Genomic DNA, 14,834 nt, shown 5'->3' with positions numbered 1-14,834 from the left:
GAGTCGCTAGCGGGCCGTTTTCGTCTTTCAGGGGATATTGTGCTTCGGCAGACGCAGCTGAAACGCTGCAGCCGTGCCAGCTTTGGTCTGACTGACGGTCAGCCCTGGCCCTTGAAGCCCTTGGCGATCACGTACCACTCGGACGAGTCCTTGCGGCTCGCAGGCGGCTTGGCGTGCTTCACACTGGTGAAATGGCGCTTCAGCAGCGACAGCAGTTCGGTATCCGTGCCGCCCGCCAGCACCTTGGCGACGAACGTACCGCCCGGCGCCATCGACTGGATCGCAAAGTCCACCGCCGTTTCGACCAAGCCCATGGTGCGCAGGTGGTCTGTCTGCTTGTGGCCAACGGTGTTCGCCGCCATGTCCGACAGCACCAGGTCCGGCGGTCCGTCCAGCGCGCCTTCCAGCGCGGCGGGGGCCTCGTCGGCCATGAAGTCCATTTCGAAGATGGTCACGCCCTCGATCGGGTCGGTGGGCAGCAAATCGATGCCCACGACCTTGGCCTTGGGGGCCTTCAGGCGCAGCACCTGGCTCCAGCCGCCCGGCGCGATGCCAAGGTCGACCGCGCGGGTCACGCCTTTGAACAGGTCGAATTTTTCGTCCAGTTCGATCAGCTTGTAAGCGGCGCGGCTGCGATAGCCGTCGGCCTTGGCCTTCTTGACGTAAGGGTCGTTGATCTGGCGCGTCAGCCAGCGCGCCGAACTGGTGGTGCGCTTCTTGGCGGTGCGCAGGCGCTCGCCGGGGTCTTTTCCTGAACGGCTCATCTTGCACCTATTGCGTTATGTACGGCGTCGCGCACGCCGGGCGCGCGAACATGACCGTGAGAAGGACTGTGGGAAGCGATCAGGCTGCGCAGGATGCCCTCGCGGATGCCCCGGTCGGCAACGCCAAGGCGTGCGGCCGGCCACAGATCGAGAATCGCCTCCAAAATGGCGCAGCCTGCCACCACCAGATCCGCACGCTCCCGCCCGATGCAGGCCACCTCGCGGCGCTCCTCCAGCGACATGGCGGATAGCCGCGTGCTGATGTCGCGCATCGATTCGGCAGGCACGATCAGCCCGTCGACCATGCGGCGATCGTATTGCGGCAGTTCCAGGTGCAGGCTGGCAAGCGTGGTGACGGTGCCGCTGGTGCCCAGCAGGCGCAGCGGGCCGTCCTGCCCCGCGCTCTCCCGCGCCGGGGCAACGCGCTTGGAAAATGCCGCGAAACTCTCTGCGACAAGGCTGTGCATGTGGCGATAGCGGGCCAGCCGTTCCTCGCGGGTGGCGCCTTCGGACGCGCAGCTCTCGGTCAGCGAGACGACGCCCCAAGGCACGCTCTGCCAATCGAGGATGCGCGGCACGGTGCCGGTGCTCTCGATCAGGACCAGTTCGGTGGAGCCGCCGCCGATGTCGAAGATCATCGCCGGGCCCAGGCCTTCCTCAAGCAGGACATGGCAGCCAAGCACCGCCAGCCGCGCTTCCTCGCGGGCGCTGATGATGTCGAGCGCTATGCCGGTCTCTTCTCGCACCCGCTCGATGAATTCGGTGCCGTTGACGGCACGCCGGCAGGCTTCCGTCGCCACCGAGCGCGCAAGAAAAACGTTGCGGCGCATCAGCTTGTCCGCGCAGATTCGCAGCGCCGAAAGCGTGCGCTCCATCGCCGCGTCGGAAAGCCGGCCCGATTGCGCCAGCCCCTCGCCCAGCCGCACCACGCGGCTGAAGGCGTCGATCACGGTGAAATTTTCTCCCGAGGGACGGGCGATGAGCAAGCGGCAGTTGTTCGTGCCAAGATCGATCGCCGCATAGGCCTGACGCGGATAAGGCGCCCCGGACGATGCTGCGGCAGGCATTTGAACCGGCGCGGTCGATGCAACGGGCGCGGTTGTACCGGCAGGGTGATCGATCGCCTTGGCAGGGGCTGCGGCCACCTTGGCCACGGCCGGAGACTTGGCTGCGGCCGGAGTCCTGGACTTGTTTTCTGCGCGCGGCGCTTTGCCGGCCTCGGGCCCTCGCGCACTCCCTGACGGACGCGCCTTGCCCTTGGCTGTGCCGGCGGTCTGCGGGCTACCAGGCAAACCAGCCTTGCCCTTACGACCTTTTCGCCGCCGTCCCGGACGGCCCGACACATCGACTTTCGCTGCCGGCGGATCTTGCTCCGCCATGATTTCAATTCTCGATCATATATCATTCCGCCGGATCGGCGGACACCTGACCGCGATGCTAACGCCCTGCGAGCAAAGGCACAAGGGGCCCGGCTGTCAGAACCTTCACCAAGGCACTTGACGCGAATCAAAGCCGCATCTAAGGGGAGCGCCTCTCCGGTGCCCTGTCGTCTAATGGTAAGACTGCGGTTTCTGATACCGCCTATCGAGGTTCGAATCCTCGCGGGGCATCCAGAGAGCAATCTCAGGCAGTAGCATCCAAGCGCAACGCCCTTGCGCAAGCGCCGGTTGTTCTGGCACTTTGGTCTCATGCCGTCTCACCCCATATCAGCCAAGCGCAGACACCTTGGGGGTACTCTTCGGGGTACTGGGGGTATCGCTCTGTGCTAACGGACGCGGCCTGCCGGAAGGCGCTGCCAGGCGAGACGGATCGGAAGATTTCGGACGAGCGGGGGCTCTACCTCCTCGTGCGGAAAACCGGCTCCAAACTGTGGCGTCTGAAGTACCGCTTTGCGGGACGCGAGAAGTTGCTCGCGATCGGGCCCTATCCCGAGGTCACGATCACACAAGCCCGCAGCGCGCGGGACAAGGCACAGCAACAGCTCCGGGACGGAATCGACCCATCGGCGGCGAAGCAGGCCCGCAAGGCGCAGGCTATTGCGGATGCCCTGGACAGCTTCGAGAAGGTAGCCCGCGCCTGGTACGCGGTGAAGGCAAAGACCTTGGACCCGCGTTACGCCGCAGCAGTGCTGAGCAGGCTGGAATACGACGTCTTCCCATCATTCGGATCAAAGCCGATCCGCAGCATCACGTCCCCCATGGTGCTGGACATGATCAGGAAGATCGAGAAGCGCGAGGCACACGATACGGCGCACAGAGTGCGGAACCACGTCTCGGACGTGTTCGTGTGGGCAATTGCGTCGGGGCTGGCCGAAATCGACCCGGCGAACATGATCAAGAAGGCGCTCATACCGACCGATCCCAAGCTGCGCCCGGCGATCGTCAAGATCGAGCCGGCGCGCAAACTGCTATCGGACATCGAAGCACTCCCGGGCACGTACTGGTCAACGCTGCTCGCGGCACGCCTCACGGCGTTGACGGCAGCGCGGCCGGGCGTCGTTCGTCTTGCGGAGAAGCAGGAGTTCGAGGACTTGGACGGGCCGAAGCCAATTTGGCGCATCCCGGCGGCCAAGATGAAGTTAACTCGCAAGCAGAAGCGCGACGTCGCTTGGGAGTTCGTCATTCCCCTTTCGCGGCAGGCCGTGGAGGTTGTCAAAGCAGCCATTTCAGAGAGCCCAGCCTGCCACCCGAAGGCAGCGCACAACGGCAAGAAATGGCTCTTCCCCGGCCCCGGTGCCTGGACGAAGCCGATCAGCGACAGCACGCTGAGCAAGGTCTACCGGGAGGGAGGTTACGAGGGCGTGCACGTCCCGCATGGCTGGCGCTCCACCTTCTCAACGATCATGAACGAACGCGCGGCCGGCGAGGATCAGGAACGCGACCGCGCGATCATCGACCTGATGCTTGCGCATGTGCAGCCGGGCGTCGAGCCGATCTACAACCGCGCGATGTATTTGCCACGTCGGCGCCAGTTGGCGCAGGCATGGGCAAACCTGCTCATGCAGGACGCAGTCAACGCGCACTTGCTGCTGCCCGCGCATCGGCCTTGGCGCTCCAAAACCCGGGAGACCGGGCATGAGCGCGTCAAGAATCGGCGAACTGCTGCAGCGACCAAGCCGCGCCGGCAACGGCGACAGCGAAGCGCGGGGCCCGTGGCGGAAGAGCTATGACGTAGACGACGTGCGCGCCCGCGTCTCAACGATCTATTGGAACGCCTCCCCCAAGAACGAAAACTATCTCCAATTCCGCGACGTGTTTGCCACCACGGTAAGGAAGTACTCCAGCCACATCCGCGAGAAGGGCAAGCAGCTGCCCATTTCAATGACCGCACAAGCCGTGCTGGGCGCCCTTCTCGCTCTCATGGACGGCAAAACAGGCCGGTGCGACCCGTCTCTGGACGAAATATCGAGACGTTCTGATATGTCGCGTCGTACCGTCGTGCGGCAGCTGGAGGCTCTGCGCGAACGCAAGATCGTCAACTGGGTGCGGCGCACGGTGAAAACCGGGAATGCCAAGGGCGCTGGCCCACAGCGCCAGCAGACGAGCAACGCCTACTTTATCGATATGATGAACCTGCCGATCGAGATCGTACGCACGCTGCGTCAGAAGCTGGGCGACAAGCTACGCGAGACGGCAAAGGTCTTCCACGGATCGGGCAAGGTCCCTAGCTTCAGCGGTATTTTCCCGTGTGACTGCATCAGCCTTTTTGCTCCCGGATAATCGCCGATTATCCTTGGGGCTTCTTGCGTTTGCAGACCTATGCGGATCGCCTGCGTGATGCCCGATAGCGGCGCGCGTGGATTGCTGCTGGCAAGGGCCATTTGGCTGCCCACCATAAAGAAAGGCCGGGACGAACAAGTCGTCCCGGCCCATCCGAAATTCCCCTCCGGCAAGCCGGAAAGGCCTGTCGTTCGTTCCGCTTAGCGGAAGAGCGACAGGAGCGTCTGCGGTGCCTGGTTGGCGATCGATAGGGCCTGCACGCCCAGCTGCTGCTGGACCTGAAGGGCCTGAAGGCTCGCGGATTCCTTGGCGAGGTCAGCGTCGACGAGGCTGCCGATACCGGTCGTGACAACGTCGGTCAGGTTGCTGTTGAAGGCAAGCTGGCCGTCGATCTGGCGCGAACCAGCGCCGAGCTCGCTCAGGCTGGTCTTCACTTCGTCGAAGAACGTGTCGAGGGTGTCGGACAGGTCCGAAGCTGCCGTGGCAGCAACAGCCGAATCCGCACCTGCGAGCGCGGTGATCGTGGCATCGTCGGTCGAAGCGCCGAAAGCAGTGGTCGCCTTCGTCGTGTAACCCTGGTTGGCGATCGAGAGCGTATCGTCGCTCGAGATCGACTGCAGGGCGCTCACTGCGCCATCCGTGGTCCCGCCGTCCTTCAGCAGGTTGACGCCGTTGAAGTCCGAACCATCGATGATCGTGTTGATCTGCTTCTTGAGCGAGACCAGATCCTTCGAAATTGCGGTGCGGCTTTCAACGTCGAGACCTGCGTCCGAGGCTTCGAGAGTCTTCGACTTCATCTGGTTGAGGAGGTCGGAGATCTGCTCGCTGCCGGCGACGGCAACGTCCGTGACGCTCTTGGCGTTGTTGAGCGAGCTGGTGACAGCATTCAACTTGCCGAGGTCGCCGCGGAGCGTCTGGGCGACGGTGTACTTCGCCGAGTCGTCCTTCGTGGACGCCACGTTCAGACCCGTGGTGATACGGCTCTGGGTGGTTTCCATCGAACGGTTGGTGCTGTTCAGGCTCTGAAGAGCAGCCATGGCACCAGCATTGGTGTTTACCGAAAACGCCATTTCAAGTTTCCTTCTGGGTTACAGACCGATTCTGCGGTCCGGCGACAGAAACGCTGTCGTCCGTGCGATCCCGAAAAAGACGGGTGCATGATTATTCTAGGAGGACTCTTGGTGCGGCGGTTTTATCCTTGAAAAATTAGCTTCGGGTGCGACACCGAAAGGACTCAGAACGGGAACAGGGCATCGTAGATCTGCTGGCCCCAGCGGGCCTGCTGGGCGTCCGTAAGCTGGCCGCGTCCGCCGTAGCTGATGCGCGCTTCGGCGATCTGGCTGTGGCGGATGGAGTTGTCGCGGGCGATGTCCTCGGGGCGGATCACGCCGGAGACGACCAGTTCGCGCAGCTCGAAGTTGACGCGTACTTCCTGCTTGCCGCGGATCGCCAGGTTGCCGTTGGGCAAGACGCCGGTTACCGTGGCGGCGACGGTCATGTTGATCTGTTCCGAACGCGAGGTGTTGCCCGCGCCCACCGCGCTCGATTTCGAATTGGTGCTGGCAAGATTGCCGGGATCGGGATTGCCGGGCAGCACCTTGCTGATCTGGCTTTCCAGCCCGAGCAGCGCGGCGATGCCGCTGCTTTCGCTGCCGTTGCGGGTTCGGGTGGTTGTGTTGGCAACTTGCGCATTATCGGCGATGTTGATGCGGATCGTGACGATATCCCCCACGCGCGAGGCACGCTGGTCACGGAAGAAGGCGCCGCCGCCGGTGCGGAACAGCGAGGCCCCGCGCGCGGCCTCTTCCGCCTGCGGATCGCCGCCGTCGGCCGTGCGGCCTGCCACGGAATGGTTGCCGAGCGAGGGTTCAAGGCGCGGGGCGACAGGCTCGCCCGCCTCTGTCAGCTTCGGCGCCTTGCCCACGTTCTTGAGGCGGCCGACCGAGCCGCAGCCCGCCAGCAACGAAGCCGATGCCAGAAGGCAGGTAAGTGCGGCGAAACGGGACTTCATGGGTAGCATTTCCTTAAGGCGCCTGTACGCGCACTTCGCCGCCGGCCAAGGCCACCCCCTCGAGCGTGCGGTTCGTGGCAAGGCTCATCACGCGAACCGTATCGCCCCGGCCCGCGTCGCTGAGGGCGCGGCCGGGCGAGGTGATCCGCAGCCCCCCCGAAACGAGGGAGATCGTCACCGTCTCGCCCCGGTGCACGACCCGCGCGGAGGTGACGTCGGCGGCGCGGACGGGAGCGCCCGCATTCAGGCGGCGGGTGGTTTCCTGCCCTGCGGCCTCGGCCGGACTGAGCGCGTTGCGGGCAATGGCGGGCAGGACCCGCGCGGTTTCGAAATCGGCTTTCGAGAGGACTTCGCCCCGCTCCACCGTACGCGCCAGAACCGGCGCGAACTCGGTCCCGGGTGCGGGCGTCGTCGCGGCGGCGACGGCAAGGAGCAGGGCAGCAAGCATCGGCGTCAGACCGTCTGGGTCGAGGTCTGCAGCATTTCGTCCGCGGTCTTGAGGACGCGGCTGTTCATCTCATACGCGCGCTGGGCGGTGATAAGCGAGGTGATTTCCGACACCGGGTTGACGTTGGAAGCCTCGATGAAGCCCTGGCTCAAGGTGCCGAATGCGGGCTGCCCAGGGGTGGAGACGTTGGGCTGGCCCGAAGCGCCGCTTTCCAGGAACAGGTTGGAGCCGATGGCCTCAAGGCCCGCCTCGTTGATGAAGGTGGCGAGTTCGAGCTGGCCCACGGTCTGCATTTCGGCCTGGCCCGCCAGCTTCACCTGCACTTCGCCGGTCTTTGAAACAGTGACGCTGAGCGCACCCTGCGGGATGGTGATGTCCGGCTGCACGCGGTAGCCGTCGGTGGTGACGAGTTCGCCCTGGTCGGAGAGCTGGAACGAGCCGGCGCGGGTATACCCGATATCGCCCGAGGGGAGCGAAACCTGGAAGTAGCCGGGGCCGTCGATCGCCATGTCATAGGCATTGCCGGTACTGGTCAGCGCGCCCTGTTCGGTGATGCGGTAAACGCCGCCGGTCTTCACGCCCGCGCCGATCTGGATGCCGGTGGGCACTTTGGTGCCGTCCGGGCTGGTCGCCGCGCCGGGGCGCGAAACCTGCTGGTAGAGCAGGTCCTCGAACTCAGCACGCTGGCGCTTGAAGCCGGTGGTGTTCATGTTGGCGATGTTGTTCGAAATGACGTCGACGTTGGTCTGCTGGGCAAGCATCCCGGTCGAGGCGATGGAGAGCGAACGCATGGGGGACTCCTTCGTAAGGTTGGGGTGCTGGCGCCGGGCCAGACGAATCAGGTGAGCTTGCTGAGGCGGCCGATGGCGTTGCGGCGCATGTCGGCGAGGTCGGACGAGAGGCGCTGGCTGGTCTGGTAGGAGCGCAGGATCTCGACCATGTGGGTGGTTTCCGAAATCGCCTCGACGTTGGAGCCTTCGACGCCGCCGCTGCGCAGTTTGGTCTGGGCGGCGGTCATCATCTGGCCGCCGCTGCCGGTCAGCACCCCGTCGCCGCGCGCCTCCAGCATGTTCTCGTCCGCGAAGCTAGTGACGGCAAGGCGGCCCACGGCTTCCTCGCCCGCCATGACCGAGCCGTCCGGCGCGATCGTCAGGCTGCCGACCTGGTCGGTGGGAACGGTGATGGGCCGGCCGTTCTCGTCAAGCAGGCGCTGTCCGCCCGAAGTCGCCAGTTCCCCGGTGTCGAGCACCTTGATGAAGCCGGCGCGGGTATAGGCGGTGGAACCGTCAGGCAATTGGACGTTGAGGTAGCCCGGGCCGTCGATCATCACGTCCAGCGCGTTGCCGGTGGCCTGGAAGGCGCCTTGCGAAACGTCGTGGACAGCGCCGTAGTCGAGCACGAACGAGGTCTTGCGTGCATCCTGGACGGGGGCGTCCTGCGCGTTCTCGACATATTCGTGGAACAGCGCCTGTTCGCGCTTGTACCCCGTGGTCGAAACGTTCGCCATGTTGTTCGCAGCCACGTCCAACTGGCGGCGCAGGGCCTGCTCATGGCTCAGCAGAACGAAGGAGGAGACGTCCATGGCGGCACCTTCACGAAAAAGTTCGGTATAACCCGCCGGGAAGGGGCCCCGACCGGGAAACAATCCTATATATAGGAATGAAATCGTGCGCGCGGATGTGCGGGCAAGATTTAATGGCCGGGTGTCAGGGGTGATTACGTGTCCAGCGAGGTGATCGACGTTGCGCCGGTCGAGGTGTCCGAAGGGGCAGTTGACGGCGCGGCCGGAGCAGCAAAGAAGAAGCGCAACCGTCTGATCGCGATTGCCGTCGTGGTGGTCGGGATGCTGGCCGGCGCGGGCGGCGTCTGGTGGTACATGCAAGGCAGCGCCGAACATGCAAAGCCGGAGACTGAAGCGGAAGCGCCGGCTGAAACTTCCGGGCACGGCGGCACAGCGGACGCCGATCCTTCGGCCGCCTATATCGAGGTTCCGCCGATGATGGTGAACCTGCGCGGCGGCGGCGCCCAGGCCAAGTTTATCAAGCTGCGCTTCATAATCGTCGCCGCCGACGGCAAGACCGACGCCGTCAAGGCACGCCTGCCGGTGATCCTCGATGCGCTGCAGCCCTTCCTGCGAGAACTGCGCCCCGACGATCTCAATGGCGCGGCTGCGGTGTTCCGCATCAAGGAAGAAATGCTGCGCCGCTCCACCCAGGCGCTGGGCGCGGGCATGGTGCGCGACGTGCTGATCCAGGACCTGATCCAGCAATGACCGGCGAGCACGACGATCCGGCTTCTTGCGCACCTCGCCCGGAAACCATCCGCCTTGCCGCCGTGGACGGTGATACCGTGCCCCGCCGGGGCCTGAAGGCCGTGCTGGAATCCAACGTCATCAGCCACGAACGGCTGCCGATGCTGGAAGTGGTCTGCGAGAGGATGGTGCGCAATTTCGCCACCTCTATGCGCAACCTCACCTCCGATGCGATCGACGTGAACCTCGAGGCGATCACTTCGGTGCGCTTCGGCGATTTCATGGGCAACATGCCGCTGCCATCACTGTTCGGCGTGTTCCAGGTAAAGCCCTGGGAAAGCTACGGCGTCGTCACCGTCGATGCCGGGCTGATCTATGCCATCGTCGATGCGCTGCTGGGCGGGCGCGGCGGCGCCCGCACGCAGCCTTCCGAGGCGCGCAGCTTCACCACCATCGAGATGAGCCTCGTCAGCCGCGTGGTGCAGATGGCGCTCGACGACCTGGCCTCCGCCTTCGAAGAGATCGCCGCCGTCACGATGGGGCTTGAGCGCATGGAATCGAGCCCGCGTTTCGCCGCCATCGCCGAGCCCAGCAATGCCGCCGCCGTCGCCAGCTACAGCGTCAGCATGGAAGGCGGGGGCGGTGTGTTCTCGATCCTGCTGCCTTATGCGACGATCGAGCCGGTGCGCGACAAGTTGCTTCAGCGCTTCATGGGCGAGAAGCTGGGCCGCGATCACATCTGGTCGGCGCACATGGCCAGCGAGCTTTACAATACCGAGGTCACCGTCGACGTCGTGCTGGGCGAAAAGATGATGTCCCTGCGCGAAGTGCGCAGCCTTGCGGTGGGACAGACCATCGCGCTCAGCCATAGCCCGGAAGACGCCCTGCAGGTCCACTGCGGCGGCGTACCTCTGGGCCGCGCGCATATCGGCCAGCGTTCCAGCAACATCGCCATTCGCATGGCCACCGACATCTCCAAGGGATATCCGAAATGACCGCAGGACTGACTGCCGCCGCCGCGATCAACCTTGTCCTCGTGGTGCTGTGCCTGTGCGTGCTGGTGCAAAGCGTGCGCATGGACCGCCGCATCCGCACCTTGCGTGACAACAATCTGGGCGAAGCGGTGTTCCGGCTGGACCGTGCGACCCAGCAGGCCCGCCTGGTGCTGGACGACCTGCGCTGCGTCCTGGCCAACGACGTTGCCGCGCGCGCGGAAGGCGCCGCTGCGGCCGAGGCTCTGCGTGAAGAACTGGCGATGATGGTCGATATCGGCAATTCGGTGGCGGAGCGCATATCGGACGCGGCAAGCGAAGCACAGGCAGCAGAAGTGGCCGCAAGGTCGCGCAGCCCTCGGGCCGCCCAGATCGAGGCCGCTGAAGGCGCCGCCGGGCAGGCCAGTCGGGCAAGCGCGGATGCACTCGCCTCCGCCCGGACCACGGAATTGAGCAGCAGGGTGTTCGACATCCTGTCCGCACACGTTCCGCGTGGCAGCGCCGTGGCATGATCGGTCTCAAAGCCCTGACCCGGCCGACGCGGCTAATGCTGGGCGTCGCGGCGGTGGCAGCGGTTGCCAATGCGATCGCGCTGGCGGCCTCCCCCGACATCGCCGGCGCGGCCGGGCCTGAAACCAGCCGCCTGGGCGCCTCGCTTCAGGATGCGGCGGCACAGCGGGATCGCACCGCGGCGGCAAACCGCCGCAAGCTGGAAATGCGCGAACAGGCCGTCCGCGCAGGCGAGGCGCGCCTTGCGGGCCAAGTGAAGCAGCAGCAGGCCGAAGCGGCTGCCAAGCCCGCCGCTGCGGATGCGGCAGGCGGAGCCGGCGCCCCGTCGGTGCCTTATGACAACCTCGCGCGCATCTACCAGACGATGAAGCCGAACCGCGCCGGGCCGATCTTCGAAAAGCTCGACATCGAAGTGCAGAAGGAAGTGGCCACCCGCATGCGCGAACGCGCCACTGCGCAGATCATGGCCAACATGTCCCCGGCAGGCGCGGTGGAACTGTCTATGGCGCTTGCCGGGCGCAAGGTAATCAAGGGCGCAGGCGGCTCGAAGCAGGCGGCGAAGTAGAGCCAAGGCGGGGCTTGGGGTTCAATACCGCCCGGCTAATGTCCGCTCCAACCTGCCCGCGTCCTCACGCTTCCGTCGCGGAGACCTTCACGATCAGAACCTTGTCGACGGTAGCGTCTACCCGCTTGACCGGCAGGGTGATCGTCGCGGCGAGGCGCTCCACGTCTACCGGGGCGAAGCGCGAGGCGCGCAGGCGGGCGAATTCGATCGTCGCGGGTAGCGCGGCGGCGCGCAGTTCTGGCATGCGCTTGGTAAGGGCGGCGGCCTCATCCTCGGACTTGGCCTGTACCGTGATGGTGACGTGCAGCACGCCGTCTACCCGCCCCGCGTCCACGATCGGCGCGTCGATCGATTGCATCGTGACGAAGCTCGCATCGGCCGGAGGCACTTCGGCGGCCTTGCGCGGCTCGGTGTTGGCGCCGTGAACCGGCACCGCCGCCGCCAGCAGCAGCACCGCTGCAACGCGGCGATAGGGGACGCAAGAGGACATCGAGGACTCCGCAGATAGGCTTCGCGCTGTCCGCAAGGCGCGCCGCCCGTCTATAATAGGATGAACGTTAAGGAATTCCGTACCAATGAGCAGCGATCGGCGTCCGGCGAAAGTGCGGGTCGTTAATTCCAGTGCCGTACAGGCCGTGCCCGCGCGCCGCCGCAGCGATCAGGCGCAGGACGACGGGGATCAGGCGACCTCCGCCATAGCCGCCGCGCCGGCGCGCCAAGGAGGCAGCCTGCTGTGGATCGTCGGCAGCGTGGTGCTGTTCCTTATCGGCTGCGCCATCGGCGGCGCCCTGTTCGTGCTGTCGGGCTTCGCTGCGGAGGCGCAGCTGTGAGCCGCGCGCGTCTGCTCGCCTGCGCCGCTCTGCTGCCCGGTGCAGTGATGCTGTCTGCGGTTACCGAACCTGCCCCGGAACCTGCCCCAACTTACGCGCCGCGCCTGCCCGGTTTCGCGGCCGAACTGGCACAGCGCCCCCCGCTTGCCGGTCCTTCGGCATGGGCACCCATGGCCGAGCGGGAAGCGTGGAAGCGCCTCGCCGCTGTTCCCGCGGCCGAGCGGCAGGGCGTGCGCTGGGACTTTGCCCGCAGCCTGATCGCGGATGAGCGCGGGCCCGACGCCCTCGGCGTGCTGGAAGTGATGCGTCAGGACGACCCTGACCTGAGCATGGTCGATGCCTACCGCCTTGCGCGCGGAGCGGCGCTTACCCAGCTCGGCCGCGCCGAGGATGCGGTGAGCGCGCTCGACATGCCGGGCCTTCGCGCGGCTCCCGAAGCCTGCCTGTGGCGCCTGCGCGCGCTGGCACAGGCAGGCCTTGCCGAACAGGCACTGCAGCAGCTTGCCTGCGCCGGCGCCGCGCTGGCCAAACCGCGCGCCGCGCCTTTCGTCCTTGCCGCCGCTCGGGCCGGGGTTGAAGGCGGCGCCCCCGACAAGGCGCTGCACTGGCTGTCCTGGCTGCCAGACCGCGATCCCGCCGCCAATCTCCTGCGCGCCCGGGCACAACTGGCGCTTGGAAAAGTCGACGATGCCCGGCTGCGCTTCGCCCGCGTTGCCCGTTCAGGCACGCCGGAGCAGCGCATCGATGCACAGCTCAGCGAGCTGGAAGGCGAAGTCGCCCGCAAGGCCATCAGCCCAGAAGCGGCGCTCAAGAAACTCGACACCATCCGCTACACCTGGCGCGGCGATGCGATCGAGGCGCGCGCACTGCGCCTCAGCTACAGTCTTGCCGATGCACGCGGCGACCTGCCCGCCGCGCTTTCCGCCGGTTCTGCGCTGATCCGTTACCATGATCCCGCAAAGCAGGCGCCGGAGTTCCTGCCGTCCCTGCGCGCCAAGCTCTCCGAAGCACTGGACCCAGCGCGAAAAATGCCGCTGGACCGCGCGGCGGGCCTTTACTGGGACTACCGCGACCTGGCCCCGTCCGGCGCCGAGGGCGACCTTATGGCCAGCCGACTCGCCGAACGCCTGCAGCAGGCAGGCCTGTTCGAACGGGCTGCGGACCTGCTTTCCTACCAGCTGACCGTGCGCGTAGGCGACCTTGCGCGCGGGCCGCTTTCGGCGCGGGTGGCCAGCCTCTACATCCTCGCCGGACGGCCGGAACGTGCGCTCAAGACGCTGCGCGATACCAACGATCCCAACCTGCCCGATGCGATGCTGGCCGAGCGTTCGAAGGTGGAAGCCGCTGCGCTGACGCAGGTTGGCCGCGTCGACGAAGCGCTCGCGGTGTTGCAGGACCTGCCGAACGCCGGTGCGATGCAGGCCGAGATCCTGTGGCAGAAGCGCAATTGGCCGCGCTACGCCGAAATGTCCGCCGGGGCGCTGCCGAATGGGCGCGGGCTGGACGCGGTGGCGCAGGCGAAAGTGCTGCGCCATGCAATCTCGCTGGCGATGCTGGGCCGTGAGGACGCACTTGCCGGACTGCACAAGCGCTACGGCGCGGCGTTCAAGGGCCTGCCCTCAGCCCCGGTATTCGAGATGCTGACCGGCGCACCGGGCGCCGCCGATCCAGGAAAACTGGCGCAGGCGATGGCGGCGATCCCCTCGGCCAGCCCGGCGGGCGAATTTGCGGACTTGCTGGAACAGGTGCCGGCCAAGGGACCAAAGGGTTGAGGGCATATGGGCTCGCGCCCATGCTCCCCTGCCTCCTATTTCCTCAGCCGAACCCGGATCAATCGAGGAAGTTCACCAGCGACATCGAACTGAGCTGCGAGAAAACCGAGTAGCTCGCCTGAAGGATCGTCTGGCGCTGGGTGATGTCGATGGCGACTTGCCCCAGGTCGGCATCTTCGACCGAGCCGATCACGCTGGTCAGCAGGTCAACCCGGTCTTCCGCGCGGGTGGCGAGCGTTTCGACCTGCGCCTGCTTGCGGCCGTTGGAGGCATTGACCGAGCGCACGCCGGTGATGCCGGTGTCCAGCAGGTCGAGCGCGGCGGTGATGGCAGCCTTCTGGTCGTCGGTCAGGGTTTCGCCGAAGGGGCCGGCTTCCGCCAAAGCGCGGAAGGCCGGGATGAGCTTGCCTGTCACGTCGCTGGCGCCGATGCCGTATGCTACGTCCACACCTTCGCCCGCCCGCGTCGACTGGCGCACGCCGTCGTTGCCGAATGTGTCCGCAGCGTCGAGCCCGACGGTGTCCTGGAGGGTTTTCGGGATGAACGGGGTGTCCGAGGTCTGTGAACCGGCGAACAGGGGCACGCCGCCTTCCTTGGCGTTGAGCGAGGCGCGCAGGCCGGAAAAGGCATCCTCGATCATTTCCTGAAGGCCGGGGGAATTGCCGGTGCCCACTGCGCTGAACAGTTCTTCGCGCAAGTCCGCCATCGAACCGTCGATCTGCTCGAGGTTCGCCTGATATAGCGAAAGCGTGGTCGAGACGCGGCTGATGTTGGTCTTGTAGGTTTCCTGCGTGGCCAGCATCGAGCGCGCGGAAAGCGTGCGCACCGCATCCAGGCCAAGCCCGGCGTAGTCGTTCACCTTCTTCTCGGTCGCCAGTTGCAACTGGCTGGTGGCAAGGCTTTGCTGCGAGCGCTGGATCGCACTGGAAAGGGTCTGTTGCAGCGGAACGGTGGCTACGCGGGTCATCGTCG

Annotated in this window: 17 protein-coding genes and 1 tRNA gene; 9 read left to right on the top strand and 9 right to left on the bottom strand. The window is 65.8% G+C overall.

Annotated elements, in window-relative coordinates; translation table 11 throughout:
* Window positions 1-98: 98 nt before the first annotated feature.
* Both TQ38_RS01630 and TQ38_RS01625 read right to left on the bottom strand, forming a co-directional pair.
* Window positions 99-764, bottom strand: coding sequence for an RlmE family RNA methyltransferase (locus tag TQ38_RS01630; protein WP_043973855.1), 666 nt, complete (start codon window positions 762-764; stop codon window positions 99-101).
* Window positions 761-2,143, bottom strand: a complete 1,383-nt coding sequence (locus TQ38_RS01625) for a Ppx/GppA phosphatase family protein (RefSeq protein ID WP_043973857.1) — start codon at window positions 2,141-2,143, stop codon at window positions 761-763. Before TQ38_RS01625 ends, TQ38_RS01630 begins: the two co-directional genes overlap by 4 nt.
* Before the next feature lie 160 nt (window positions 2,144-2,303).
* Between TQ38_RS01625 and TQ38_RS01620 the strand changes: the two genes are divergently transcribed.
* The 3 genes from TQ38_RS01620 (at window position 2,304) to TQ38_RS01610 (ending at window position 4,483) form a co-directional block, all read left to right on the top strand.
* A tRNA-Gln gene (locus TQ38_RS01620) sits at window positions 2,304-2,377 on the top strand.
* A gap of 149 nt (window positions 2,378-2,526) precedes the next feature.
* Complete coding sequence (locus TQ38_RS01615; RefSeq protein WP_082057610.1) at window positions 2,527-3,933, top strand: integrase arm-type DNA-binding domain-containing protein; 1,407 nt, start codon at window positions 2,527-2,529, stop codon at window positions 3,931-3,933.
* Entirely contained in the window at window positions 3,839-4,483 is a 645-nt protein-coding gene (locus tag TQ38_RS01610; RefSeq protein ID WP_082057611.1) for a helix-turn-helix domain-containing protein, read from the top strand. The genes TQ38_RS01615 and TQ38_RS01610 overlap by 95 nt, the downstream gene beginning before the upstream one ends.
* A 200-nt stretch (window positions 4,484-4,683) precedes the next feature.
* Here the strand turns inward: TQ38_RS01610 and TQ38_RS01605 are convergent, their stop codons facing one another.
* The 5 genes from TQ38_RS01605 to TQ38_RS01585 all read right to left on the bottom strand — a co-directional run bounded on the left by TQ38_RS01605 (window position 4,684) and on the right by TQ38_RS01585 (window position 8,524).
* Window positions 4,684-5,553, bottom strand: coding sequence for a flagellin (locus TQ38_RS01605; RefSeq protein WP_043973859.1), 870 nt, complete (start codon window positions 5,551-5,553; stop codon window positions 4,684-4,686).
* Between the two features lie 164 nt (window positions 5,554-5,717).
* Window positions 5,718-6,494 carry a flagellar basal body L-ring protein FlgH gene (gene flgH / locus TQ38_RS01600; RefSeq protein ID WP_043973861.1) on the bottom strand — a complete coding sequence of 259 codons (777 nt, stop codon included), beginning with the start codon at window positions 6,492-6,494 and terminating at the stop codon, window positions 5,718-5,720.
* Window positions 6,495-6,507: 13 nt separating this feature from the next.
* Entirely contained in the window at window positions 6,508-6,942 is a 435-nt protein-coding gene (flgA, locus tag TQ38_RS01595) for a flagellar basal body P-ring formation chaperone FlgA (protein WP_052505637.1), read from the bottom strand.
* A 5-nt stretch (window positions 6,943-6,947) separates the two neighbouring features.
* Window positions 6,948-7,733 carry a flagellar basal-body rod protein FlgG gene (gene flgG / locus TQ38_RS01590; protein ID WP_043973866.1) on the bottom strand — a complete coding sequence of 262 codons (786 nt, stop codon included), beginning with the start codon at window positions 7,731-7,733 and terminating at the stop codon, window positions 6,948-6,950.
* Window positions 7,734-7,780: 47 nt separating this feature from the next.
* Entirely contained in the window at window positions 7,781-8,524 is a 744-nt protein-coding gene (locus TQ38_RS01585) for a flagellar hook-basal body complex protein (RefSeq protein WP_043973868.1), read from the bottom strand.
* A gap of 138 nt (window positions 8,525-8,662) precedes the next feature.
* On the opposite strand from TQ38_RS01585, the gene TQ38_RS01580 reads away from it, so the two are divergent.
* The 4 genes from TQ38_RS01580 to TQ38_RS01565 are packed head-to-tail and all read left to right on the top strand — an operon-like array spanning window position 8,663 to window position 11,260.
* A complete protein-coding gene (locus TQ38_RS01580) occupies window positions 8,663-9,214 on the top strand; it encodes a flagellar basal body-associated FliL family protein (RefSeq protein WP_052505638.1) in 552 nt (183 codons plus the stop codon).
* Window positions 9,211-10,188, top strand: a complete 978-nt coding sequence (gene fliM / locus TQ38_RS01575; RefSeq protein WP_043973870.1) for a flagellar motor switch protein FliM — start codon at window positions 9,211-9,213, stop codon at window positions 10,186-10,188. Before TQ38_RS01580 ends, fliM begins: the two co-directional genes overlap by 4 nt.
* Complete coding sequence (locus TQ38_RS01570; protein WP_052505639.1) at window positions 10,185-10,697, top strand: hypothetical protein; 513 nt, start codon at window positions 10,185-10,187, stop codon at window positions 10,695-10,697. Before fliM ends, TQ38_RS01570 begins: the two co-directional genes overlap by 4 nt.
* Complete coding sequence (locus TQ38_RS01565) at window positions 10,694-11,260, top strand: MotE family protein (protein ID WP_043973872.1); 567 nt, start codon at window positions 10,694-10,696, stop codon at window positions 11,258-11,260. The genes TQ38_RS01570 and TQ38_RS01565 overlap by 4 nt, the downstream gene beginning before the upstream one ends.
* 64 nt (window positions 11,261-11,324) lie before the next feature.
* Here the strand turns inward: TQ38_RS01565 and TQ38_RS01560 are convergent, their stop codons facing one another.
* Window positions 11,325-11,750, bottom strand: coding sequence for a hypothetical protein (locus TQ38_RS01560; protein ID WP_052505640.1), 426 nt, complete (start codon window positions 11,748-11,750; stop codon window positions 11,325-11,327).
* Between the two features lie 85 nt (window positions 11,751-11,835).
* On the opposite strand from TQ38_RS01560, the gene TQ38_RS01555 reads away from it, so the two are divergent.
* A complete protein-coding gene (locus TQ38_RS01555; RefSeq protein ID WP_043973873.1) occupies window positions 11,836-12,090 on the top strand; it encodes a hypothetical protein in 255 nt (84 codons plus the stop codon).
* On the top strand, window positions 12,087-13,862 hold the full coding sequence (locus tag TQ38_RS01550) for a hypothetical protein (RefSeq protein WP_082057612.1): 1,776 nt from the start codon (window positions 12,087-12,089) through the stop codon (window positions 13,860-13,862). The genes TQ38_RS01555 and TQ38_RS01550 overlap by 4 nt, the downstream gene beginning before the upstream one ends.
* A gap of 58 nt (window positions 13,863-13,920) precedes the next feature.
* Here the strand turns inward: TQ38_RS01550 and TQ38_RS01545 are convergent, their stop codons facing one another.
* On the bottom strand, window positions 13,921-14,829 hold the full coding sequence (locus TQ38_RS01545) for a flagellin (protein WP_043973876.1): 909 nt from the start codon (window positions 14,827-14,829) through the stop codon (window positions 13,921-13,923).
* Window positions 14,830-14,834 lie beyond the last annotated feature (5 nt).

The organism is Novosphingobium sp. P6W (assembly GCF_000876675.2).
Taxonomy (GTDB): domain Bacteria; phylum Pseudomonadota; class Alphaproteobacteria; order Sphingomonadales; family Sphingomonadaceae; genus Novosphingobium.
The sequence above is the reverse complement of the archived record's forward strand: the minus strand, read 5'-3'. Positions and strand labels throughout refer to the sequence as shown.

Coding starts and splice junctions, on each gene's coding strand:
- TQ38_RS01630 (WP_043973855.1), bottom strand. CDS start 764: ATGAGCCGTTCAGGAAAAGACCCCGGCGAGCGCCTGCGCACCGCCAAG.
- TQ38_RS01625 (WP_043973857.1), bottom strand. CDS start 2,143: ATGGCGGAGCAAGATCCGCCGGCAGCGAAAGTCGATGTGTCGGGCCGT.
- TQ38_RS01610 (WP_082057611.1), top strand. CDS start 3,839: ATGAGCGCGTCAAGAATCGGCGAACTGCTGCAGCGACCAAGCCGCGCC.
- TQ38_RS01605 (WP_043973859.1), bottom strand. CDS start 5,553: ATGGCGTTTTCGGTAAACACCAATGCTGGTGCCATGGCTGCTCTTCAG.
- flgH (WP_043973861.1), bottom strand. CDS start 6,494: ATGAAGTCCCGTTTCGCCGCACTTACCTGCCTTCTGGCATCGGCTTCG.
- flgA (WP_052505637.1), bottom strand. CDS start 6,942: ATGCTTGCTGCCCTGCTCCTTGCCGTCGCCGCCGCGACGACGCCCGCA.
- flgG (WP_043973866.1), bottom strand. CDS start 7,733: ATGCGTTCGCTCTCCATCGCCTCGACCGGGATGCTTGCCCAGCAGACC.
- TQ38_RS01585 (WP_043973868.1), bottom strand. CDS start 8,524: ATGGACGTCTCCTCCTTCGTTCTGCTGAGCCATGAGCAGGCCCTGCGC.
- fliM (WP_043973870.1), top strand. CDS start 9,211: ATGACCGGCGAGCACGACGATCCGGCTTCTTGCGCACCTCGCCCGGAA.
- TQ38_RS01570 (WP_052505639.1), top strand. CDS start 10,185: ATGACCGCAGGACTGACTGCCGCCGCCGCGATCAACCTTGTCCTCGTG.
- TQ38_RS01565 (WP_043973872.1), top strand. CDS start 10,694: ATGATCGGTCTCAAAGCCCTGACCCGGCCGACGCGGCTAATGCTGGGC.
- TQ38_RS01560 (WP_052505640.1), bottom strand. CDS start 11,750: ATGTCCTCTTGCGTCCCCTATCGCCGCGTTGCAGCGGTGCTGCTGCTG.
- TQ38_RS01555 (WP_043973873.1), top strand. CDS start 11,836: ATGAGCAGCGATCGGCGTCCGGCGAAAGTGCGGGTCGTTAATTCCAGT.
- TQ38_RS01545 (WP_043973876.1), bottom strand. CDS start 14,829: ATGACCCGCGTAGCCACCGTTCCGCTGCAACAGACCCTTTCCAGTGCG.